At 70.6% G+C, this 22,816-nt stretch carries 22 protein-coding genes; 14 read left to right on the top strand and 8 right to left on the bottom strand.

All coding sequences use genetic code 11. The annotated features are described in order from the left end of the window. Positions 1-2: 2 nt before the first annotated feature. Complete coding sequence (locus N1F89_RS15435; protein WP_290085110.1) at positions 3-947, bottom strand: DMT family transporter; 945 nt, start codon at positions 945-947, stop codon at positions 3-5. Positions 948-1,025: 78 nt separating this feature from the next. Between N1F89_RS15435 and N1F89_RS15430 the strand changes: the two genes are divergently transcribed. Then, positions 1,026-2,420, top strand: coding sequence for a PLP-dependent aminotransferase family protein (locus N1F89_RS15430; RefSeq protein WP_290085109.1), 1,395 nt, complete (start codon positions 1,026-1,028; stop codon positions 2,418-2,420). Between the two features lie 136 nt (positions 2,421-2,556). On the opposite strand, the gene N1F89_RS15425 is transcribed toward N1F89_RS15430, so the two are convergent. The 6 genes from N1F89_RS15425 to N1F89_RS15400 form a co-directional block, all read right to left on the bottom strand. Beyond that, the gene (locus N1F89_RS15425; protein WP_290085108.1) at positions 2,557-3,876 is read right to left on the bottom strand and encodes a TRAP transporter large permease; all 1,320 of its coding nucleotides are present in this window, start codon (positions 3,874-3,876) and stop codon (positions 2,557-2,559) included. After that, complete coding sequence (locus N1F89_RS15420) at positions 3,873-4,451, bottom strand: TRAP transporter small permease (protein WP_290085106.1); 579 nt, start codon at positions 4,449-4,451, stop codon at positions 3,873-3,875. The genes N1F89_RS15425 and N1F89_RS15420 overlap by 4 nt, the downstream gene beginning before the upstream one ends. 6 nt (positions 4,452-4,457) lie before the next feature. Beyond that, entirely contained in the window at positions 4,458-5,534 is a 1,077-nt protein-coding gene (locus N1F89_RS15415) for a C4-dicarboxylate TRAP transporter substrate-binding protein (protein ID WP_290085104.1), read from the bottom strand. 214 nt (positions 5,535-5,748) lie between these two features. Then, a complete protein-coding gene (locus N1F89_RS15410) occupies positions 5,749-6,330 on the bottom strand; it encodes a carboxymuconolactone decarboxylase family protein (protein WP_290085102.1) in 582 nt (193 codons plus the stop codon). Between the two features lie 55 nt (positions 6,331-6,385). Further along, positions 6,386-6,877, bottom strand: a complete 492-nt coding sequence (locus N1F89_RS15405) for an OsmC family protein (RefSeq protein ID WP_290085100.1) — start codon at positions 6,875-6,877, stop codon at positions 6,386-6,388. A 25-nt stretch (positions 6,878-6,902) separates the two neighbouring features. After that, positions 6,903-8,063 carry an acyl-CoA dehydrogenase family protein gene (locus N1F89_RS15400; protein WP_290085099.1) on the bottom strand — a complete coding sequence of 387 codons (1,161 nt, stop codon included), beginning with the start codon at positions 8,061-8,063 and terminating at the stop codon, positions 6,903-6,905. 195 nt (positions 8,064-8,258) lie between these two features. On the opposite strand from N1F89_RS15400, the gene N1F89_RS15395 reads away from it, so the two are divergent. From N1F89_RS15395 to N1F89_RS15360, 8 genes are all read left to right on the top strand, one after another. Continuing rightward, on the top strand, positions 8,259-9,935 hold the full coding sequence (locus N1F89_RS15395) for an AMP-binding protein (protein ID WP_290085098.1): 1,677 nt from the start codon (positions 8,259-8,261) through the stop codon (positions 9,933-9,935). Next, entirely contained in the window at positions 9,901-11,202 is a 1,302-nt protein-coding gene (locus tag N1F89_RS15390) for a TetR/AcrR family transcriptional regulator (RefSeq protein ID WP_290085096.1), read from the top strand. Before N1F89_RS15395 ends, N1F89_RS15390 begins: the two co-directional genes overlap by 35 nt. Before the next feature lie 247 nt (positions 11,203-11,449). Further along, a complete protein-coding gene (locus tag N1F89_RS15385; protein WP_290085094.1) occupies positions 11,450-12,364 on the top strand; it encodes a CocE/NonD family hydrolase in 915 nt (304 codons plus the stop codon). A gap of 56 nt (positions 12,365-12,420) precedes the next feature. Continuing rightward, on the top strand, positions 12,421-13,401 hold the full coding sequence (locus N1F89_RS15380; RefSeq protein ID WP_290085092.1) for a thiamine pyrophosphate-dependent dehydrogenase E1 component subunit alpha: 981 nt from the start codon (positions 12,421-12,423) through the stop codon (positions 13,399-13,401). Next, a complete protein-coding gene (locus N1F89_RS15375) occupies positions 13,398-14,378 on the top strand; it encodes a transketolase C-terminal domain-containing protein (protein ID WP_290085090.1) in 981 nt (326 codons plus the stop codon). Before N1F89_RS15380 ends, N1F89_RS15375 begins: the two co-directional genes overlap by 4 nt. Next, positions 14,375-14,614 carry a lipoyl domain-containing protein gene (locus N1F89_RS15370; RefSeq protein ID WP_290085089.1) on the top strand — a complete coding sequence of 80 codons (240 nt, stop codon included), beginning with the start codon at positions 14,375-14,377 and terminating at the stop codon, positions 14,612-14,614. The genes N1F89_RS15375 and N1F89_RS15370 overlap by 4 nt, the downstream gene beginning before the upstream one ends. 33 nt (positions 14,615-14,647) lie before the next feature. Then, a complete protein-coding gene (locus N1F89_RS15365; RefSeq protein ID WP_290085087.1) occupies positions 14,648-15,445 on the top strand; it encodes an enoyl-CoA hydratase-related protein in 798 nt (265 codons plus the stop codon). 191 nt (positions 15,446-15,636) lie between these two features. Beyond that, on the top strand, positions 15,637-16,548 hold the full coding sequence (locus N1F89_RS15360) for an alpha/beta fold hydrolase (RefSeq protein WP_290085085.1): 912 nt from the start codon (positions 15,637-15,639) through the stop codon (positions 16,546-16,548). Positions 16,549-16,732: 184 nt separating this feature from the next. Here N1F89_RS15360 and N1F89_RS15355 read toward each other — a convergent pair whose 3' ends face one another. Then, on the bottom strand, positions 16,733-17,737 hold the full coding sequence (locus N1F89_RS15355) for an ABC transporter substrate-binding protein (RefSeq protein ID WP_290085083.1): 1,005 nt from the start codon (positions 17,735-17,737) through the stop codon (positions 16,733-16,735). Positions 17,738-17,920: 183 nt separating this feature from the next. Between N1F89_RS15355 and N1F89_RS15350 the strand changes: the two genes are divergently transcribed. The 5 genes from N1F89_RS15350 to N1F89_RS15330 all read left to right on the top strand — a co-directional run. Continuing rightward, positions 17,921-18,583 (top strand): TetR/AcrR family transcriptional regulator, encoded by a 663-nt coding sequence (locus tag N1F89_RS15350; protein ID WP_290085082.1) that lies wholly within the window; start codon positions 17,921-17,923, stop codon positions 18,581-18,583. 118 nt (positions 18,584-18,701) lie between these two features. Next, positions 18,702-19,544 carry an ABC transporter permease gene (locus N1F89_RS15345; RefSeq protein WP_290085081.1) on the top strand — a complete coding sequence of 281 codons (843 nt, stop codon included), beginning with the start codon at positions 18,702-18,704 and terminating at the stop codon, positions 19,542-19,544. Next, on the top strand, positions 19,541-20,965 hold the full coding sequence (locus tag N1F89_RS15340) for an amidase (RefSeq protein WP_290085080.1): 1,425 nt from the start codon (positions 19,541-19,543) through the stop codon (positions 20,963-20,965). The genes N1F89_RS15345 and N1F89_RS15340 overlap by 4 nt, the downstream gene beginning before the upstream one ends. Beyond that, positions 20,962-22,032, top strand: coding sequence for an NAD(P)-dependent oxidoreductase (locus N1F89_RS15335; protein WP_290085079.1), 1,071 nt, complete (start codon positions 20,962-20,964; stop codon positions 22,030-22,032). The genes N1F89_RS15340 and N1F89_RS15335 overlap by 4 nt, the downstream gene beginning before the upstream one ends. Then, positions 22,019-22,816: GNAT family N-acetyltransferase (locus N1F89_RS15330; protein ID WP_290085078.1), on the top strand; the 798-nt coding region annotated here is incomplete at its 3' end. The genes N1F89_RS15335 and N1F89_RS15330, both read left to right, overlap by 14 nt.

Below are 22,816 nucleotides of genomic sequence, written 5' to 3'. Positions count from 1 at the left end.
AGCTAGGCGGCCGGCGCGGCGTGCTGCTTGCGCAGGCCGGCGACGATGAGGCCGTAGATGCTGGCGGCGACGGCCAGGAAGGCGACGAGCTGGTGCGCCTCCACCCGTTCGCCGAGGACGAGGGCGGCCAGCGCCATGGTCACCGCCGGCCACGGCGTGGTGATCGAGCTCGCCAGCGAGACGTCGATGTGGCGCACGGCGTGGAACCAGACGATGAGCTCGAGATAATAGGCCAGCCCCATGGCGGCGCCGAACAGCAGGAAATCGCTGCGCAGCCAGGGCGCGGCCAGGGCGGCCGGCTCGCGCAGGGCGACCACGAGGCCGAGAAAGACGGCGGAGATCAGCACGCGGAAGAAGGTCACCTGCGCCGGCGTCACCGGCGTGCGGTCGAGCTCCTGCTTGATGACGACATGGGCGATGCTCCACAGGAGCGGCACGCCGAGCACGAGCAGGAACCACGGCGACAGGCCGGCGATGCGCCCGGTGCCGCCGGTGCCCAGGAAGTAGAGCGCGCCGATGAGGACGGCCGTCAGGGCGAGCTCGAGCGGCGTCTTGCGGCGCTTGAGGAACAGCGTCTCCCACAGGATGGCGAACAGCGGATAGGCCTGGATGGCGATCGCCGCGCTCACCGCGCCCGCCTTCTCGACGCCGAGCACGTAGAGATAGGTCGACAGGCCGAACATCGCGCCGGTCACCAGCGCCACGGCAAGCGTCCGGCGCCGGCCGCGCGCCGACAGCCGGGCGCCGAACACGCCACGGTCGCCCGCGCGCAGGCCGTGCACGAACAGCGGCAGCGCGAAGAGCACCTGCCAGAGCGACAGCGCGAAGGCGAAGCCGAGCGCGCCGAAGTCGGCGGGCCGGCTGTTGGCGATCACCGGCATGACGCCGAGGATGGCGAGGCAGACGAGGGCCTGGGCGACGCCGGTGGCCATGCGGGGCGGGCTCATGGTGGCTTTCCGAGCAAATTGCACTGTTTCTCGTTTATTGCATTGACGATTGATCGGCTCAATGAAATCATTGCACTGATGGCAATCTGGCATCCCCGACTGGCCGGCCGGCACGGGCCGAAATACCTGCAGATCGTCGAGGCGCTGGCCGACGACGTGGCGAGCGGCGCGCTGCCGGCGGGCACCCGCTTGCCGCCGCACCGTGCGCTGGCGCACGCGCTCGGCGTCTCGCCGCACACTGCGAGCCGGGCCTATGCCGAGGCGGTGGCGCGGGCGTTGATCCGCGGCGAGGTGGGGCGCGGCAGCTTCGTGCGCGGGCCCGGCCGGCGGGCGGCGGGCGGGTCGGCCGGCGATCTGCGCCGGCCCGACGACGGCCCCGTCGACCTGGCGCGCAACCTGCCCTGCGTCGGCCTGGCCGAGACCGCCCTGGCCGACACGCTGCGCGCGCTCGGCGCCGGCGCCGGCCTCGCCGCGCTGACCGACAGCCAGAGCGCGGCCGATATCCGCCACCACGCAGAGGCTGCCGTCGCCTGGCTGGGGCGCGCCGGGGTGTCGGCCGGCGGCGATGCGGTGGTCGCCACCACCGGTGCCCAGCACGGCATCCTGTGCGCCCTGATGGCGGCGACGCAGCCGGGCGACCTGCTCCTGACCGAGGCGCTGTGCTATGCGCCGGTGCGGGCGATGGCGGCGCGGCTGGCGCTGCGGCTCAAGCCGGTGGAAATCGACGACGAGGGGCTGTGCCCGGACGCGCTCGAGGCGGTCTGCCGCGGCCACCGCGCCGCAGCACTCTATGTCGCGCCGACGCTGCACACGCCGACGACGGCGACCATGGGGCCGGCGCGGCGCGCGCGGATCGCCGCGATCGCCGCCCGCTACGGCGTGACGCTGATCGAGGACGACGTGTTCGGTCCGCTCAAGCCCGACCGGCCGGCGCCGCTCGCCACGCTGGCGCCGGAGCGCTGCTTCTACGTGACGAGCACCTCGAAATGCCTGGCGCCGGGCCTGCGCGTCGGCTTTGTGCGGGCGCCCGCCGGGCAGGCCGGCGCGCTGCGCCACGCCGTCGGCCTGACGAGCTGGATGACGCCGCCGCTGATGGTCGAGATCGTCGCGCGCTGGATCGCCGACGGCACCGCCGAACGGCTGACCGAGGCGCAGCGCCGCCATGCCGCGCGGCGCCAGGCGCTCGCCGGGCGGCTGCTGGAGGGGGCCGAGCGGCGCGCCGATCCGCACGGCCTGCATCTGTGGCTCGGCCTGCCGCAGGGCTGGTCGGCCGAGGGTTTCGCGGCCGAGGCGGATCGGCGCGGCGTGCGGCTGGTCGCCGGCACCGCCTTCGCCGTCGATGCCGCGGCGCGGCCGGCCGCGGTGCGGCTGTGCCTCAGCCACGAGGCGGACGAGGCGCGCGTGCGGCGCGGGCTGGAGACCGTGCGCGCGATGCTGCGCGAGGGGCCGGACGCGGCCGCCCTGGTTCTGTAGCCGGTCGCACCCCGCGAAACGGGAACGGGCGGGGGAGGTGGCGACCTCCGCCCGCCCGTCCGGCCCGCTGTCCGCGGACGGTCCCGGTTCGGCGGTGCTCCCAGGCCGCGGTGCGGGGTCGAGCGTCGCGCTACGCCTACACGAAGACCAGCACGATCTGCGGGAAGGCGATCAGCAGGCCGACGACGAGCAGCATGATCAGCGCAAAGGGCGCGGCGCCGAGGAAGACGTCCTCCAGCGTCACCGCGTGGTCGGTCAGCGTGCTGCGCACGACGTAGCACGACATGCCGAATGGCGGCGTCAGAAGGCCGATCTCGATCGCCATGATGGCGACCACGCCGAACCACACCAGGCTGACGTCGTAGGGCTGCAGCAGCGGGATGAACAGCGGTACGGTGATCAGCAGGATCGAGACCGAATCGATGATCGTGCCGAGCACCAGGGCGATGCCGACGAAGATCAGCAGCACCACCAGATAGCTGGCGTCGAGGCCGGAGACCAGCGTGCTGATCTGCGTCGGCAGGCCGGAGATGCCGAGCATGCGTGAGTACATCGTCGCCGAGATGACGATGAACAGGATCGAGGAGCTGATGTAGCCGGTCTCGACGAGGATGTTCCACAGGATGCGCCAGGTCAGCCGGCGGCGCAGCAGCGCCGCCGCGAGCGCCAGCGCGGCGCCGACCGCGCCGGCCTCCGTGGGCGTGAAGACGCCTCCATAGATGCCACCGAGCACGGCGACGACGAGCACCAGGGTCGGGCCCATCTTCTCGGCGAACTCGCGCAGCGTCAGGTCGGGCTCGTCGTCCGGCGCGGCGGCTGCGGCGGCGGCGTCGCGCATCAGTTTCGGATTGAGGACGGCGGTCAGGTAGATGCCGAGGGAGAACAGGAAGGCGAGCAGCAGGCCGGGCCCGATGCCGGCCAGGAACATGTCGCCGACCGACTGCTCGGCGACGATGGCATAGACGATCAGCAGGATGCTCGGCGGGATCAGCATGCCGAGCACCGAACTGCCGGCCACCGCGCCGACGGCGAAGCGGCGGTCGTAGCCGAAGCGCAGCATCTCCGGCACCGCGATGCGCGAGAACACCGCCGCGGAGGCGATGGTCACGCCGGTGATCGAGGCGAAGATCGTGTTGGCCGCCACGGTGGCGATGCCGAGGCCGCCGGGCAGCTTCCGCAGCAGGCGATTGGCGACGGTGTAGCTGTCGCGCCCGAGATCCGCGGCGCTGACCAGCATGCCCATCAACACGAACAGCGGGATCACGGCGAAGACGTAGTCCGAAATGCTCTGCGCGGCGGCCTGGGACAGCATGTAGACGGCGATCTGGAAGTTGTCGCGGATCAGCCAGACGCCGACGAAGGAGGTGAGCGCCAGCACGAAGGGAACGTGGATGCCGAGGTAGATCAGCACCAGCATGACGCTGACGGAGGCGATCCCGATCTCGATCGGCGTCATGTCCGGGGCTCGCTGTCGGGCCGCATTGCCGAGCCGAGCGCCTGCACTGCCATGGCCAGGAGCTGGACGGCGGCCAGCGTGGCGCCGAGCGCGATCGCCGCCTTGATCGGCCAGGAGGGGAAGGTGAACAGGCCTACCGTGCCGACGTAGTAGCCGTTGCGGTAGTCGTTGATCATGTTGGGAATCGTGCCGTAGTCGATGAGCAGCATGAGCGCCACGCCGCAAAGCGCGGCGAAGGCGTCGACCAGTCCGGCGAGCCGCGGCCGCCGGTCGCGCAGCACGTTGACGACGATGTCGGCGCGTGCGACGCGGTCGCGTGCCAAAGTGTCGGCGAGCTGGAAGAAGACGATGGCGACGATCGAGATCTCGGCGATCTCGGTCACGCCCATGATCGGCGCGGCGAAGAAGTAGCGTCCCGCCACGTCGAGGCAGATCAGGCACATCAGCAGGAAGATGCCGACCGAGCCGATCGCGTTGAGCAGCGCGGCGGCCCGGCCGAGCAGCCGGCCGGGCCAGGAGGCGCGCCGCCGGCGCGCCCCTGGACCGTCAGGGTCTGGCGAGCCCGTGCCGGCCATCGTCGCTTATTCGCGGTCCCAGTCGCGCGACACCGGCTCGCCGGCCTCACGAAGGGCGTTCATGTAGGCCTCGAGCACCTTGCCGGCGGGCTTGCCCTGCGCCTCGGTCTGCTCGACCCATTCCTGGGCGATGTTGGGCAGGGCCTGCGCCCATTCCTCGCGCTGCTCCTGGGTGTACTCGATGATCGTGCCGCCGTTCTCCGCGAAGGTCTCGAGTGCGGTCTGGCTGGCGTTGACCACGTAGTCGGCTAGCTTCTGGCCATAGGCCTCGGAGGTCTCGCGCAGCACCTGCTGCACCGGCTCGGGCAGGCCTTCCCAGAACTGCTTGTTCGCGGTGATGGCGAAGGAGGTCGTGGCGCCCTGGTCGGCCTTGATGAAGTACGGCGCCACCTCGTAGAGCTTGAAGCCGGCGGCCGATTCCGCCCACACCGAGGCACACTCGGCCACGCCGGTCTGGAGCTGGTTGTAGTAGTCGGCCAGATTGCTGCTGATGCCGACGGCGCCGACGCCCTGGAAGTAGCGCAGGTTGGTGCCAGCGCCGACGACCTTAACACCCTCGAAGTCGGCCACCGCCTCCATCGGCGCCTTGCAGACGGCCTGGTAGTTGTCGACCGTGCCGGAGCTGCCGAGATAGACTTGGTTGAGCGCCTCGAACTCCTGCGCCATCTCGGGGATCTCCTTGGCGAGCTCGGAGACCGTCTCCGTCACCAGGTGCAGGTCACCGGTCGAGAACGGCGTGACGAAGGAGACGTTGAACAGCGGCAGCTTGTCGACGTGGAACGGCGGCACCACGATGCCCATGTCGCCGATGCCGGTGCTCACCGCCTCGAGCTCGCCGCGCGGCTTCACGATCGTGCCGGAGAAGCCCTTGTTCCAGTTGATCTGGTAGTCGTTGGCCTCGGCCAGTCTTTGGTCGACCTCGGGAATGAAGAACTCCTCGAAGACGCGAACCCAGGACGCGGTGGGCGGGTAGCCGGAGACGACGGTGACGTTGATCGTCTCCTGTGCATGAGCCAAGGTCGTGGCCAGCGCGCTCGTGGCGACGAGCGCACCGGTTGCAAGGATGCTGGTCAGTGTCTTCAATGGAACCTCCCATTTGTGCGTTGTGCATTGCGGGCGCACGGTGCCGGTCGTCGCGCCTGCGATCGCCGCTGGCGTCGCCCCGGCAGGGCCGGTTCGACCAAGCCGGAACAGTGTAGCGAATATTGAACCAATATTCTAGATGTCATCCACGCCGCGTGCTTTGCGTTGCCGGCATTCGCCGCGGCGCGGCCGGCCGCGCGGGGCCGCTGCGGCCTCACCCACCGGTCTCCGGCGCGCCGGCGGCGAGCCGGGGGTCGATGGCGCAGGCCTCGTCCCAGCTGATGACCTGCAGCGAGCGCGCGAAGCGGCCGACCCCCTCGACCTCGGCGCAGAACAGGCCGAGCTCGATGATCTCCTCGTCGCTGAAGACGCTGCGCAGCCGCGCGAACACCGCGTCGTCGTCGATCGCGCCCTCGCCGGACTTGAACAGGTCGGCGTACCACAGCGCGGTCTTTTCCTGCTCGCTCAGGCCGTCGGCCGTCTCGTGGTCGAAGGCCTGCCAGAGCAGCTCCTCCGTCAACCCCTCCGCGCGCGCCCGGCTCGAGCGCACCGTCGAGCAGTAGCCGCAGCGGTGCGCCACCGACATGCGGATGCGGCAAAGCTCCTTGAGGCGGTGCGGCAGCGCCCCCTCGTGGAGCAGCGCGTTCCAGTAGCGCGCCCACACGCGGCCGGTCCGGCTGCGCACCAGGATGCGCATGATGCGCGGATCCGGCGCGCCCTTCTCCTCGGCCTCGGTGATCAGCGCGCGCGCTTCGTCGTCCGTTTGCGTCGTGGCGATCGGCTCCAGTCTCGACATCGGCTCCTCCCTGCCTTGGCATGGCCGTGGACCGCGGCCCGCCGCCGCGGCCGGCTCAGCATTCGACCCAGCCGGTCTGCGTCTTGAGACGATGGCTCACGGCGATGCGCTCGGAGATGATCGCCTCGACGAAGCAGCCCTCGCGCGCTGCCTGCACAAGCTCGACCAGGGCGGCCTCGTCGGCGGCGCTGGCGATGGCGATGTCGAGGCGAATGCCGACCGGTTCGGCCTTGTAGGGGCGGCCGGGCACGGTGAGGCCTTTCCACTGGAACTCGGCCTCGACCTCGAGCGCGTCGAGGGTGATGCGGAAGCGCTTGGCGAAAGCGCGGATCTGCGTCATCAGGCAGGTGACGAAGCCGCCGACGAAATGGGTGAGCGGCGGTGGCGCGGTGCCGTCGCCGCCGTGAAAGGGGCCTTCGTCGGAGGCCATCTCGTGGCTTTCCACGAAGGGTTCGACGATGTCGACCCTCGCCTCGTTGCGCATCTTGCCGACGGCCTTGCCGCTGCAGCGGATGACGACGTCGAAGGACTTTGGCGGTTCGGTCATGTCGGCGTTCCTCCGGGCGGCCGGCTCAGCGCGCGAGGCCGAGCCAGTTCGCGATGTTGTTGCGCTGGATGGCGGACGAGCCGCCGATGATCGGCATCAGCAGCACGTCGCGGACGTAGCGTTCCACGTCGAAATCCTTGACGTAGCCATAGGCGCCGAGAATGCTCTGGGCCTCGAGCACCACCTTCTTGGCCGTCTCGGTGACGAACAGCTTGGTCATCGAGGTCTCGACGCGGCTCGGCACGTTGGCGTCGGACAGCATGGCGGCGTGGTAGGTGACCAGGCGCGCGGCATGAAGCTGGGTGCGCATCTCGGCGAGCTGGTGGCGCAGCGACTGGAAGGCGCTGATCGTGCGGCCGAACTGGACGCGCCGCTGGCTGTAGTCCCAGGCGTCGTCGCAAGCCGCCTCGGCGATGCCGAGCGCGATGGCGGCGACCTCCAGCTTCTCCACGTCGAGACCGGCCGCGGTGATCATGCCCCAGCCGCGGTCGATCCCCTCGGCCTCGCCGACGACCATGTCGAGCGGCACCTCGACGTCGGTGAAGCTGACGTCGGTGGTGCGCGCGCCCTTCATCCCCATCGAATCGATCGGCGTGATCTCGACGCCGGGCAACCGCGGGTCGATCAGCACGATCGACAGGTTCTCGTAGCGCCGCGCGGGATCACCGGTGCGCACCAGCGTGTAGATGTAGTCGCAGATCTCCGAGCCCGAGCAGAAGCGCTTGGCGCCGTTGACGACCAGACGATCGTCGGCGACTGTGGCGCGCGTCTTCACGCTGGCCAGGTCGGCACCGGTATCGGCTTCCGTCCAGCCATAGGCGAACAGCAGCTTGCCGGCGGCGACCAGCGGCAGGAGCTCGGCTTTCTGCCGCTGCGAGCCGCATTCGACCAGGTTCATCCCGGCATAGCAGGCGGCCATGATGTAGGGCACCGAGACGGCGAGGCTGCGCCGCGACAGCTCCTCGATGGTGACCAGCGTGGCGAGGATGTCGCGGCCGCTGCCGCCGTGCTCCTCCGGCACCGTGGTGCCCGTCACGCCGAGCGCGGCGAGCTTCGCGAAGACGTCGCGCGGAAAGTGATTGTCGCGGTCCCAGCGCGCCGCCGCCTCACGCGGCATATGCTCGTCGACGAACCTGCGCAGGCTGCTTCGCAGCTGATCGATGTGCGAGGGAAGCTCCAGTCTCACCATGTCCACCCATGCGGCGCGGCGCGGCGGCCGCAGCGTTTGACCCGCGCGGAAGGGCGCGGGACAATCCCCGCCATCCGTCCCAGCAATGGCCGGAAGCCTGTCGACAAAAACACTTCCCGTCAATAAAATTCTGAATCAATATTCGGATCGCGGCGGCATCCGGCGCGCGGCGGCGAAGCGGAGGGAGGAGTGATGTCTGCAACCGGCGAGTGGAAGGCGCGCCTGGCGGCCCTGCCGGCCGAGGCGTGGAAGACGGACGGTATCTGGGAGGGCCTGACCGTCGCCGACAGGCTCGAGACCCTCCATGCGCGCGCGCCCGACATGACGCTGGTCGTCGACGGCGGCGCGACACACACGGTGGCGGCGCTGCGCCGCCGCGCGCTCGGCCTGGCGGCCGGTCTGGCGGAGTTCGGGCTTGGCCGCGGCGACGTGGTCAGCTTCCAGCTCCCAAACTGGCACGAGGCCGTGCTCATCGACCTCGCCTGCTCGTACGGCGGCTTCGTGTGCAACCCGATCGTGCCGATCTACCGCGAGGCCGAGGTCGGCCACATCCTGGCCGATGCCGGCAGCCGCGTCTTCATCGTGCCCGAGACGTTCCGCGGCTACGACTACGTGGCGATGGCCGGGCGCCTCGCGCAGGCCGGCGCCGCGCGCTTCGAGACGGTGGTGGCGCGCGCCTCCGGCGCCGTCGACCGCCGCTTCGAGGCGCTGGTGCTGCCGGCGCCGGACGGCGCGCCGGCGGCCGGTCACGGCCGCGCCGACGACGTCAAGCTTTTGATGTACACCTCCGGCACCACGGGGCGCGCCAAGGGCGTCCTGCACAGCCACAACACGATCGGCGCGGAGATCCGCAACTTCATCCGCCATCTCGATCTCGGCGCGCGCGACGTCGTGCTGATGCCCTCGCCGCTCAGCCACATCACCGGCTATCTCTACGGCATCCAGCTTCCGGTGACGGTCGGCTGCAAGGTGGTGCTGATGGAGGCCTGGGACACCGCGCGCGCGGCCGACCTGATCGACGAGCACGGCGTCACCTTCACCATCGGCGCCACGCCGTTCCTGCAGGAACTCGCCGCCTATGCCGCGCGCAGCGGCCGCCGGCTGCCGAGCCTGCGCTACTTTGCCAGCGGCGGCGCGCCGGTGCCGCCGGAGATCGTCGAGCGCGCCAACGCGGCCTTCGAGAACTGCGCCGCCTTCCGGCTGTACGGCAGCACCGAGGCGCCGACGGTCACGCTCGGCGTGCCCGACCGTGCGCAGGCGCGGCTCGCCGCCACCACCGAGGGCTTCGTGGTCGGGCACGAGGTTCGGCTGCTCGACCTCGACGGCAACGACGCGCCGAAAGGCGCGGAGGGCGAGATCGTCACCCGCGGCCCGGAGGTCTGCCTCGGCTATTCCGATCCCGCCCACAACGCCGCCGCGTTCGACGCCGAAGGCTACTTCCACACCGGTGATCTCGCGCGCATGACGCCCGAGGGCTGCCTGGTCATCACCGGGCGCAAGAAGGACCTCATCATCCGCGGCGGCGAGAATCTGGGGCCCAAGGAGATCGAGGACGAGATCTACAAGATGCCGGCCGTGCGCGACGCGGCCGTGGTCGCGATGCGGCATGCGCGGCTCGGCGAGACGGCCTGCGCCTTCGTCGTGCTGCACCCGGGCGCCGCGCTCGATCTGCCCGAACTCGTCGGCTTCCTCGAGAAATCCGGGTTGGCGCGCCAAAAATTCCCTGAAAGATTGGAGATCGTCTCCGCGCTGCCCTATACGGCGGCCGGAAAGGTGCGCAAAGACCTGCTTAGAGAACGCGCGCAAGAGTTCGCGCCGGCTGGCAAGGCATTCGATGAGAACGGCAAAGAAGAAAAAGTCACGCGCTGACCTGCAGCGCGAGCGGCGCGAGGCACTCATCAGCGCCGGGCTCACCATCGTCTCGCGCAGCGGCTACGCCAACGCTTCGGTGTCGCGGGTGACGGCGGCGGCCGGCCTCGCCCAGGGCACGCTGTACTCCTACTTCGACAACCATCAGGTGTTTCTCGACACCCTGCTGGAGGCGGAGGGGCGCAACTTCTTCCGTTTCCTCGACCGGCACACGGTGCGCGGCGAGAGCTTCTTCGAGACCGAGCGCTCGTCGTTCCTCGCCTATTCGCGCTACGTCAGGCGGCATCGCTACTTCCCGCGCGTGCTGACCGACGCCGAAAGCGCGGCGCCGACCAGCTATGCCGACCACATGGAGCGGGTGGAGGCGCGCTATCTGAAGGCGCTGATGCGCGGCCAGGCGGTGGGTGAGCTCAGGCCGCAGTCGGAGGCGGAGCTGCGCGTGGTGGCGGAGGTGCTGGCCGGCTCCTACGGCCACATGAGTATTGGTGCGCAGGTGCGTCCGTTTGGCAAGGTCGGGCGGGACGGCCTGTTTCCCGAATGGATCGCGGACACCTACATCCGCTTCATCCGCTCAGGCCTCGGCCAGACGCTGTCCGAGCCGCCGCCGGCGGCACCGGCGCGGCCGCCCGAGGAGGCGGTGGCGACGACGCGCGAGGCGCTCTTGGAGGCGGCCGCGCGGGTCGTCTGGCGAGTCGGCTTCGACGGCGCCACCATCAAGGCGATCGTCGAGGAGGCGAACCTCGCCGTCGGCACGTTCTACAGCCATTTCGACAGCCAGCAGGAGATCTTCGACGAACTGCTCGCCTACATTCGCGTCAAGATGCTGGCCCATGTGCGCGGCTTCATCGGCGAGAGGCGGCGCTTCGTCGACCGCGAATATGCCGGCTTCGTCGGCTTCTTCGACTATCTGCGCGACCACCCCTGGTACATCCGCATCGAATCGGCGGCCGCCGTCTACGCCACCGACACCTACCGGCGGCACTTTCTCGACCTGACCGATTCCTACGTGCGCACGCTGCGGCGCGCGCGGCAGAACGGCGAGCTCGCCCAGTTCGAGGAGCACGAGCTGGTCGTGCTGGCGCACATCTTCATGGCCGCGCGCCACTACATCGCGGCCCGCTACCTGCCGCACACGGCCGAGCGGCGCACCTTGCCGCCGCATGTCTTCGCCACCTATCGGGCGTTCCTGGAGGGCGGTCTCGCCGTCGATCCGCCCGCAGGGCGCACCGTCCGGACCGAGACGCAGCCGGCCGCCCCGCCGACCTGAGCACGCCTTCCGCCGGCGGCGCGGTCGGGGCGGGCGGCCAGGCGCGGGCGCCGCCGGCCGGTGTCGCGCGGTGCGGCGCCATGTCCTGCCTTTCCCCCTTGCGGATTTCGCCCGCCAGCCCGGCTCCGGCGCCGTTCGGGCGTGGCGCTGCCCGCCTGTCTCCGCGACCCGAATATTGGTTCAAAATTCTATTGACATGGTACCACGGCTCGCCCATCATCCAGCCAGCTTGTCGAGGGAGGTTCGCATGGAGAAGGTGGAGTTCAAGAGCCAGGGCGAGACGCTGAAAGGCGTATTGACGCGTCCGCAGAACGCGTCGGGCGACGTGCCGCTGGTCGTGATGGCGGGAGGCTGGTGCTACACCAAGGAAGTGGTGATGCCGCACTACGCCCGGTTCTTCAACGACATCGGCTGCGCCACGCTTTACTTCGACTACCGCAACTTCGGCGAGAGCGCCGGCGAGCGGCGCCAGCACCTCGACCCGTGGATGCAGATCGAGGACTACCAGAACGCCTTCTCCTTCGCCGAGACGCTCGATGGCATCGACATCGCGCGCTCCGGCTACTGGGGCATCTCGTATTCCGGCGGTCACTCGATCATCCTGGCTTCGATCGATCCGCGCGCGGCCTTCGCCATCTCCACCGTGCCGGTGGTCGACGGCTTCCAGACCATGCGCCGCTGCCACGGCGAGCGCCGCTTCGCCGAGCTGAACAAGCTGGTGATGGACGATCGCCGCAAGCGCTACCGCGGTGAGGCCGGTGACACGATGGCGATGTCGCCCAAGTCCGATCCGTCCAAGGAGATGAGCGCCTGGCCGTTCCCGCACGTCCATGCCGGCTTCATGGGCATCAAGCAGAACGAGGCGCCGCTGCACGAGCACTGGAACACCGTGGAATCGGTGGAGCTGCTGATGCGCTACGTGGTCAAGCCCTATGCCGAGCGGATCATCGAGACGCCGGTCATGGTGGCGCTCGCCAAGGCCGACAACATCACCTCGGCCGATCTGGAGATCGAGATCTTCAACGCGATCGCCTGCGTCGACAAGGAGCTCGCCGTGGTTCGCGGCGTCGACCACATGAGCCTCTACACCAACACCGAGCATCTGGCGAAGATCGCCAAGGTGCAGGCGGACTGGCTCAAGGACACGCTGGCACGGATCTGAGCTGACAGGCCGGGCGCGCGGCGGCGCGCCCGGCACTCCTTCGAACGGACCGATCCATGATACCCAACGATCCGGCGGCGCGGTCGATCGACCTGTTGCGCGGCATGCTCACCATCCGCAAGGCCGAAGAGCGGCTCGCCCGAGACTTCAAGGCCGGCGCGCTGCCCGGTCCGGTGCATCTGTACATCGGCCAGGAGGCGGTGGCGGTGGGCGTGTGTGCGCAGCTCGACGCGCGCGACTGGATCACCAGCACGCATCGCGGCCACGGCCACTTCCTGGCCAAGGGCGGCGACCCCAGGGCGATGTTCGCGGAGGTCTACGGCCGCAGCACCGGCATCTGCGGCGGCTTCGGCGGCTCGATGCACGTGGCCGACGTCTCGAAGGGCATCCTCGGCGCCAACGGCATCGTCGGCGGCGGCATCGCGCTCGCCTCGGGTGCTGCGCTCGCCGCGCAGCTCGACGGTGCGCAGCGGGTCGGCGTGTGTTTCTTCGGCGACGGCGCGGCCGCCCAGGGGGTGCTCAGCGAGGCGCTCAACCTGGCGGCGCTGTGGAAGCTGCCGCTGCTTCTGGTGTGCGAGAACAACGGCTTCTCCGAGTTCTCGCCGAGCAGCGGGGTGATCGCCGGCTCGATCGCCGGCCGGGCCGAGCCGTTCGGTGTGCCGGGCCGGCAGGTCGACGGCAATGACGTGGAGGCGGTCGCCGAAGCCACCGCCGAGGCGCTGGAGCGTGCCCGCGGCGGCGCCGGCGCGACGCTGATCGAGGCCGCCACCTACCGTATCCACGGCCATGTCGAGGGCGAGCACGCCTTCCTGAAGACGCAGTACCGCGCCGACGAGGAGATCGAGCGTTGGCGCGGACGCGATCCGGTGGCGCGCTTCGCGGCAACGCTCGTCGAGCGCGGCACGCTCGACGCCGCGGCGGTCGAGGCGCTCGCCGGCGAGATCGAAGCGGCGGTCGAGGCGGCGGCCGACAGCGCGGCGGAGGATCCCTATCCGGAGCCGGCCGAACTCGACAGGCACCTCCTGGGGGCGGCATGACGCGCAAGCGGATGATCCATGCGATCAACGACGCGCTCGCCGAGGAGATGGAGCGCGACGAGCGCGTCATCCTGATCGGCGAGGACGTCGGCGCGTCGATCTTCGGCGACACGCGCGGCCTGCTGGCGCGCTTCGGGCCGCGCCGGGTGCGCGACACGCCGATCTCCGAGGCGCTGATCGGCGGCATGGCGGTGGGCGCCGCGGCGGCGGGCTACCGCGTCGTGTGTCACCTGATGTACGCCAACTTCGTCTACACCGCGTTCGACGCGATCGCCAACCAGGCGGCGCGGCTGCGGCTGATGACCAACGGCCAGATCCGGCTGCCGGTCACCTTCATCGCCGCTGGCGGCGGCGGGCGCTCCAATGCCGGCCAGCATTCCGACTACCCGCACACCGCGGTGGCCGGGCTCGGCGGCATTTATGTTGCCACGCCGGCCACGGCCGGCGATGCCAAGGGGCTGCTCAAGACGTCGATCCGTGCCGACGATCCGGTGTTCTTCCTGCAGCCGACCAGCCGTGGCGGCGAGATGGGTGAGGTGCCGGACGGCGACCACACGGTGCCACTCGGCAAGGGGCGGGTGGCGCGCGAGGGCGGCGACGTCACGGTCGTTGCCGTCGGCGCGATGTTGCGGCCGGCGCTGCGTGCGGCCGAGACGCTGGCCCAGGAGGACGGCATCGAGGTCGAGGTCGTCGATCCGCGCACAGCCTTTCCGCTCGACGAGACGCTGATCCTGCGCTCGGTTGGCAAGACCGGCCGGCTGATCGTGGTCGACGAGGCGCGGCGCGCCGGCAGCCTGGCCGGGCCGATCGCCGCGCTGGTGGCCGAAAAGGGCTTCGCCACGCTGCGGGCGCCGATCATTCCCGTCACCACCCGTAACCTGGCCATCGCCTACGCGCCGCCGCTGGAGAAGGCGATGATCCCCGGTCCCGCCGACATCGCGGCGGCGGTGCGGCGCAGCAAAGAGACGACGACATGAAGGCCGTGCTCAAGCTTCCCAAGCTGTCGATGAACATGGAGGAGGCCGTGCTGACCGAGTGGCACAAGGCGGAGGGCGAGGCCTTCAGCCAGGGCGATATCCTCTACTCGGTGGAGACCGAGAAGGTGCTGAGCGAGGTCGAGGCGCCGTGCGACGGGGTGCTTCTGACGATCATGGCCGAGGCGGGCAGCGAGCTCGAGGTGGGCGCGCCGGTCTGTCGCATCGAGCAACGCTGACGCGGCATCCGCGGGCGCGCCAGGGAGAGGTGAATGAGCTGGACCGAACGCTACGAGACGATCGCCTTTAATCGCCAGGGCCGCATCATAACCGCCACGCTCAACCTGCCCGACACGCTCAATGCGGTGAACGCCAGGCTGCACAGCGAGCTGTCGCGCGTGTTCGTCGATCTGAACGACGATCCCCAGTCCGACGTGGTGGTGCTGACGGGGGCCGGACGGGCGTTCTGCGCCGGCGGCGACATCGGCTGGATGCAGGACGCCATCGACGCGCCGGCGCTGTTCGAGACGACCGCTTACGAGGCCAAGCGCATCGTCTTCTCGCAGCTCGACCTCGAGAAGCCATTGATCTGTCGCATGAACGGCCACGCCATCGGCCTGGGCGCCACCGTGGCGCTCGGCTGCGACGTGGTGATCGCCGACGAGCGGGCCAAGATCGGCGACCCGCACGTCGCCGTCGGACTGGTGGCCGGCGACGGCGGCGCAGTGCTGTGGCCGCAGCTGATCGGCCTTCTGCGCGCCAAGGAGTACCTTCTGACCGGCGATCTGATACCCGCGCCGGAGGCCGCGCGCATGGGGCTGATCAACCGCGCGGTCGCGCCCGAGCGGCTCGATGCGGAGGTCGCCGCGCTCGCGGAGCGTTTGGCTTCGGGCGCGCGCAAGGCGATCCGCTGGACCAAGGTGGTGTCGAACCTGGCGCTGAAGCAGGTCGCGCACGCGGTGATGGATCCGAGCATCGCCTACGAATCGCTGTCGAACCTGTCGCAGGACCACCGCGAGGCGGTCGCCGCCTTCCGCGAGAAGCGCGCGCCGAAGTTCACGGGCGACTAGAAGCCGTTCTGATTTTCACGGAATCGCAGATCGGCTCCAACTTATTGTTTTGACGTGTTTCCGGGCGGCGAACCGGTTTCCACCTCGCCTGGAAACGCTCTAGCCGGCGGAGCCGGAAGGGGGCGGCAAGCGGCGCGTCGCGATACCGCCGTGGCGCGGCGCGGCACCCGAACAGACAGGAGGAGCAAGCCGTGAGCGAGCGTATCGACGTCGAATTCCTATCCGAAGGCACCACCTGCCGCGCCTGGCTCTACCGCGCCGACGCGCCGGGCCGGCGGCCGACGGTGGTGCTGGCCGGCGGCTGGTGCTACGTGCGCGAGATCGTCATGCCGGTTTACGCGCGGGCCTTCGCCGAGGCCGGCATCAACGCGATGATCTTCGACTACCGCAATCTCGGCGTGTCCGACGGCGACGACCGGCAGCACCTCGACCCGTGGGCACAGATCCGCGACTACCAGAACGCGCTCAGCTTCCTGGAGCGGCACGAGGCGGTCGATCCGCAGCGGCTCGGCGTGTGGGGCATCTCCTATTCCGGCGGCCACGCGCTGATCCTGGCGGCGATCGATCCGCGCGTCCGCTCGATCGTCAGCCAGATCCCCGTGGTCGACGGCTACGAGAACATGCGCCGCGCGCATGGCACGATGGAGTACCGCGCGCTGTGGGACCTGATCCTCGAGGACCGCAAGCTGCGCTACGAAAAGCCGGGCGAGCGGCTCTGCCTGCCGCACGCGACCGCCGATTCGAGCCGCGAGGTCTCGGCTTGGCCGTTCCCCGAGACGGTCGAGACCTTCATGAAGATCAAGGAGAGCGAGGCGCCGCTCTACGAGAACCGCAGCACGGTGGAATCGGTCGACCTGCTGCTCAACTACGACGTCGGCCCCTTTGTGAAGCGCATCTACGACACGCCGACGCTGATGATCGTCGCGGAGGGCGACGACCTGACCCTGTGGGATCTGGAGATCGACGCCTTCAATCGCATCCCGACGCCGAAGAAGACGCTCGAGGTGCTGCCGCACACGAGCCACATGACGCTTTACTCGGACAGGTCGAAAGTCGAGCGGGCGGCGGCGCTCGCCACGCGCTGGTTCGTCGACACGCTCTGACGGGGCTGCCGCATCCGCATTGCCATCGGCGCACCCCGCGAAACGGGAACGGGCGGGGGAGGTGGCGACCTCCGCCCGCCCGTCCGACCCGTCCGGCGCGGCGCGCCCCCGGGCGCCGCGCGATGCCCCGAGATGCAGACGGGCCGTGCCTGCGCGTCGGCCGCGTCGTGCGGCTGGGGCGGCCTCAGCCGCCCTGCGGCGCCGTCATCTTGATGCTCTCGTCGAGATGCTCGTTGGTGTAGGCCTGCGCGGGATCGAACGGCGTCTCGATCTCGAAATAGGTGTCGACGAGATCGTAGGTCTCCTGCATGCGCGCGGCGTCGAAGGCGCCGAGCGCGACGCTGGTGGTCGTGTCGTCGGCCATCAGCTCCTTGACGCGGCCCCACTGGTCGACCATCGCCTGGCGGTCGAGGCCGCTGGCGTTCGTCATCAGGGCGTCGATGCACGGCGCCTCGTCCTCCACGCAGGCCGCGTAGGCGCGCTGCGTGACGGCGACGAAATCGGCCACCAGCCGCGGGTTCTCGGCCAGGAAGCCGTCATTGACGATGAAGGAGTTGCCATACGGGTTGATGCCGTGCTCGCTCCAGCGCAGGAAGCCGAGATCGTCGCCGAACTCCTTCAGCTTGACGTCGTGGCCGTTGTAGAAGTCGCTGATGACGTCGACGCGGTCGGCGGCGAGCGTCGGCACCTTGGCCGCCGGCGAGACGTTGACGAACTCGACGGAGTCCTTCTCGAGCCCGACCGCCTCGGCGAAGGCCGGCCACATCACGCGCGCCGCGTCGCCGGGCGGGTTGCCGACGGTGCGGCCGGCGAAGTCCTGCGGCCCGGCGATGCCGTTCGACTTCTTCCAGTACAGCACGAACGGGGCGTTGGCGTAGATCGTCATCACCGCGGTCAGCTCCGCGCCCTTCGACTTGGCGACGAAGGCGGTGCCGAGCTCGGCGATGCCGATGTCGCTGGCCCCGGCGCCGACGGTCTGCGAGGACAGCCCGGAGCCCTTGCCGCTCTCGACCGTCAGGTCGATGCCGGCCTCCTCGTACCAGCCCTGCTCGAGCGCGTAGAAGATCGGCGCGTGGTCGGCGCCCGGCGTCCAGTTGAGGATCAGGTCGACGTCCTCGGCGGCCGTGGCGGTGAGCGCCGAGGCGGCGAGCAGCGCGCCGGCGAGCGGTGCGATCGGCATGCGTTTCATGACACATTCCCCTTTGCTTGTTGCGATCGGCGCCGGCGCTGCGGGCCCGGCGGGCTCGGGGCGGTTCCCGACGCCGGCGCCGCCGGTCCTCGACATCGCGCGTCCGTCTGCTTATGCAGGCTACAAAGCGGCCGAAGGCCCGTCAACAAAATATCCAACTGTTTGGTTGAAAGCAGGACCGAGATGCGAGCAGCCGCGGCGCCGGAGCCGGACAAGCCGAAACGCAAGCGCGCCCGCGGCGCGAGCCGCGCGCAACTCCTGGCGGCCGCCCGCGAGGAGTTCGCCACGCGCGGGCTGGAGGGCGCGCGCGTCGACGAGATCGCGCGGCGCGCCGGCGTCAACAAGCAGCTCGTCTACCACCATTTCGGCAATAAGGACGACCTCTACCGGCACGTGCTGGAAAGCGTCTATGCGGAGATCCGCGAGCGCGAGCGCGCGCTCGACCTGGCTGCGCTGCCGCCGGTCGAGGCAATGCGCAAGTTCATCGAGTTCTCGTTCGACTACGTGGCCAAGAACCGCGACTTCGTCGCGCTTCTGACCGACGAGAACATCCACCAGGGCCGGCACATGCGCGAGATCGTCGACCTGACGTCGCTGCACACGCCGCTGATCTCGGTGCTCCAGGAGATCCTCGAGCGCGGCCACGCGGAGGGCGCCTTCCGCGACGGCATCGCGGCGCAGCAGCTCTACATCTCGATCGCCGCGCTCGGCTTCTTCTACTTCAACAACATCTACACGCTGTCGGCGATCTTCGACCGGCCGCTCGACAAGCGCGCCGCGATCGCCGAGCGCCGGGCGCATGTCGTCGACCTGGTCATGCACGCGATCCGCGCCGACGCGGCGTGACGGCGGCGCCGCGACCGGCCGCGGCGCCAGCGCGCCGGCGGCGCCGCGGCGGCGGTTGACAGGTCGGCCGTTCGGCGCCAAAATCAACCAACTGTTTGGCTGATAACGGGAGGCGGCGATGAGCCAGAGCGTCGAGGCGGCGGGCGCGCCGCCGGCCGGTCCGGGCAGCGCGGCGCGCGGCTGGCGGGCCGCCGCCGACAGCCTGCCGCACTACGGCATCATCGCGGTCTCGCACCTGGCGGTGCTGGCGCTGTGGTACGCGGTCGCCGCCAGCGGGCTGGTGCGCCCGTTCATCCTGCCGTCGCCCTCGGCCACCTTCGCCACCCTGTTCGAGCCGCAGTACCAGTGGGTGCCCAACATGCTGGTCACCGCGATCGAGATCGGCGTCGGCTACGGGCTGGCGGTCTTGGTCGGCGTGGCGCTGGCGCTGCTGTTCTCCTGGTTCCGCACGCTGCACATGTTCTTGTTCCCGCTGTTCGTGACCTTCTCGATGATCCCGAAGATCGCGCTCGGCCCGCTGCTCATCGTGTGGTTCGGCTACGGCATCTCGACCAACATCTTCTTCGCCTTCATCCTGTCGTTCTTTCCGATCCTCATCACCTCGGCGCGCGGCCTGCGCGAGGTCGAGCCCGACCTCATCGACCTGGTGCGCGCGCTCAAGGGCACGCGCTGGCAGATCTTCCGCAAGATTCAGCTGCCCGGCGCGCTGCCCTACATCTTCTCGTCGATGAAGGTCGGCGCCATCCTGGCCGTGGCCGGCGCCATCGTCGGCGAGTTCGTCGCCTCCAGCCGCGGGCTGGGCTACCTGATGATCCAGGTGCAGTCGACGCTCGACACCGCGGCGATGTTCATGGCGGTGATCCTGCTGAGCCTGCTCGGCATCGGCCTGTTCCTGCTCGTGCTGGTGCTGGAGCACGTCTTCGTCGTCAAGGACGCGCGCATGGACGCCGGCCCGGCATGACGGCGCGGGCGCAGGCGGCGGCCGATCCCGCGCTGCTGTCGGCGACGGCGCTGGTCGACGCCTACGGCGCCGGCACGCTGTCGCCGGTGACGGCCACCGAGGCGGTGCTGGCGCGCGTTGCCCGGCTGGAGCCGCGGCTCAACGCGTTCTGCCTGGTCGACCGCGAGGCGGCCCTCGAGCAGGCGCACGCCTCGGAGGCGCGCTGGAAGGCGGGCGCGCCGCGCGGCCGGCTCGACGGCGTGCCGGTGTCGATCAAGGACATCGTCATGACGCGCGGCTGGCCGACGCTGCGCGGCTCGCGCACCATCGACCCCGCGCAGCCGTGGGAGACGGACGGGCCGGCCGTGGCGCGGTTGCGCGAGGACGGCGCGGTGCTGTTCGGCAAGACGACGACGCCGGAGTTCGCCGCGAGGCCGGTGACGATCAGCCCGCTGACCGGCGTGACGCGCAACCCCTGGGACACGACGAAGACCCCCGGCGGCTCGAGCGGCGGCGCCGGGGCGGCGGTCGCCGCCGGCCTCGGGCCGCTGGCGCTGGGCACCGATGCCGGCGGCTCGATCCGCATCCCGGCCAGCCTGTGCGGCGTGTTCGGCCACAAGCCGAGCGGCGGCCGGGTGCCGATGTTCCCGCCGACGCCCTATGCCACGCTCGCCGCCTTCGGCCCGATGAGCCGCACCGTCGCCGACGCCGCCCGCATGCTGACGGTGATCGCCCGGCCGGACGACCGCGACAGCGCCGCGCTGCCGGCCGACGGGCGCGACTACGAGGCGGCGCTGGAGGACGGCACGCCGGCGCGCTGGCGCGTCGCCTTCAGCCCGACGCTCGGCCATGCCGACGTCGACCCCGAGGTCGCCGCCCTGGTCGAGGCCGCGGTCGACCGCTTCGCGGCGTGCGGCGCGCGCATCGCGCGCGTCGAGACGGTGTTCGACGATCCCGTCGGGCTGCTCGCCCGGCTCAAGCGCGGGCTGACCGCCTACGCCTTCCGCAACCACGGGGCCGAGGCGCTGGCGGCGATGGACCCCTACCTGGTGGCCGAGATCGAGGCGGCGCGCGGCGCCGAGCTGTTCGCCCACATCGACGCTGAGATGGAGCGGGCGGCCTTCGCCGCCGGCATGGCGCGCTTCCACCGCGACCACGACCTCCTGATCACGCCGACGCTGACCGTGCCGGCCTTCGCCGCCGAGGACGACGCACCGCAGGGGCGCGGCCGCTACGACTGGCTCGCCTTCACCTATCCCTTCAACCTGACGCGCCAGCCGGCGGCCAGCGTGCCGTGCGGCTTCACCGCCGCCGGCCTGCCGGTCGGCCTGCAGATCGTCGGCCGCTTCGCCGACGACCTCACCGTTCTGCAGGCGGCGCGCGTCTTCGAGACGATCGCCCCGTGGGCCGACATGCGACCGAATCTGGAGACCGAGACGTGAACAGCCATCAGCAAGGCCTGCCGCAGCACGGCGCATCCGACGAGGCCGCCTGGCCCGACCGCGTGGAGGACGTCGCCGCGCTCGAGGAGCTGCTGTCGCGGCCCGACGCGCAGGTGGCCGGCGACCTGGCCGCGCTCGACGGCGACATCGCGGTGATCGGCGTCGCCGGCAAGGTGGGGCCGACGCTGGCCCGCATGGCCAAGCGCGCCGCACCCGACAAGCGCGTGTTCGGCGTCGCCCGCTTCGGCGAGCCGGGCGTGCGCGAGCGGCTGGAGGAGTGGGGCGTGGAGACGGTGCGCTGCGACCTGCTCGACCGCGCCGCGCTGGAAAGCCTGCCGCCGGCGCGCAACGTCGTCTTCATGGCCGGCCGCAAGTTCGGCTCGTCGGGCGACCAGGCGCTGACCTGGGCGATGAACGCCTACATGCCAGGCATGGTGGCCGAGGCCTATCGCGCATCGCGCATCGTCGCCTTCTCGACCGGCTGCGTCTATCCCTTCGTGCCGGTCACCGAGATGGGCGCCACCGAGGACGTGCTGCCCGATCCGCCGGGCGAATACGCCAACTCCTGCGTCGGCCGCGAGCGCATGTTCGAGTACTTCTCGGGCCTCCACGGCACGCCGGGCCGGCTGTTCCGGCTCAACTACGCGATCGACCTGCGCTACGGCGTGCTGCACGACATCGCCCGCGCCATCCACGAGGACCGGCCGGTCGACCTCAGCACCGGCCATGTCAACGTCATCTGGCAGGGCGACGTGAACCGCTTCGCGCTGCGCGCGCTCGGCCGCGCGACGAGCCCGACCACGCCGCTCAACGTCAGCGGGCCGGAGACCTTCGCGGTGCGCTGGCTCGCCGAGGAGCTCGCCGCGCGGCTCGGCAAGCCCGTCGCCTTTTCCGGCGAACCGGCCGATTCGGCCTGGCTCAACAACTCGGCCCGCGCCTTCGGCCTGTTCGGCTACCCGTCGGTGCCGATCGTGCGCATGCTCGACTGGGTCGCCGACTGGGTGGCGCGCGGCATGCCGAGCCTCGACAAGCCGACCAAGTTCGAGAGCCGCGATGGCCGGTACTGACGGGCTCGTCTTCGACCGGCTCGGCCCCGGCGACATCGCCGGGGCGCTGGCGCTGTCGGCCGAGGCGGGCTGGAACCAGACGGCCGAGGACTGGGCGCTGATGATGCGCCACGGCCACTGCACCGGCTACCGCGACCGCGACGGCCGGCCCGTCGCCTCCGCACTCGCCCTGCCGATGGGCGCCGGCGTCGGCTGGATCAGCATGGTGCTGGTGACGGCCGATTGGCGCCGGCGCGGGCTCGCCACGCGGCTGGTCGAGGACAGCGCCCGCTGGCTCGAGGATCGCGGCATCACGCCGCTGCTCGACGCCACGCCGGACGGCGCGGCCGTCTATCGCCGCATGGGCTTCGTCGGCCTGTGCGAGATCCGTCGCTGGCAGCGTGCCGCCGGCCCGCGCGAGGCGCCCGGCGCGGGCGTGCGGCCGGCCGGCGCCGGCGATCTCGACGCGATCGCCGCGCTCGACGCGGCCGCGTTCGGCGCCGAGCGGCGCTTCGTGCTGGCCGACCTGATGGCGCGCGGGCCGGCGCTGGTCAACCGTTCGGGCGGCGGCTTCCTGCTCGGCCGGCGCGGCCGGCTGGCAATGCAGATCGGGCCGGTGACGGCGGCCGACGAGGCGACCGCGGTCCGCCTGCTCCGCGCCGCGCTCGCCGGCCTCGACGGGCCGGTCTTCGTCGACGCGTTCGACGCCCGCACCGGCTTCGCCGAAGCGCTGGCGGCGGCCGGCTTCAGCGTGCAGCGGCCGTTCACCCGCATGATGCGCGGCGAAGCTGCGCGCGGCCTCGGC

It is taken from the genome of Aquibium sp. A9E412 (genome assembly GCF_030398335.1).
Classification (GTDB): domain Bacteria; phylum Pseudomonadota; class Alphaproteobacteria; order Rhizobiales; family Rhizobiaceae; genus A9E412.
Note: the sequence above shows the minus strand (reverse complement) of the source record. Positions and strands in the feature narration are given on the sequence as shown.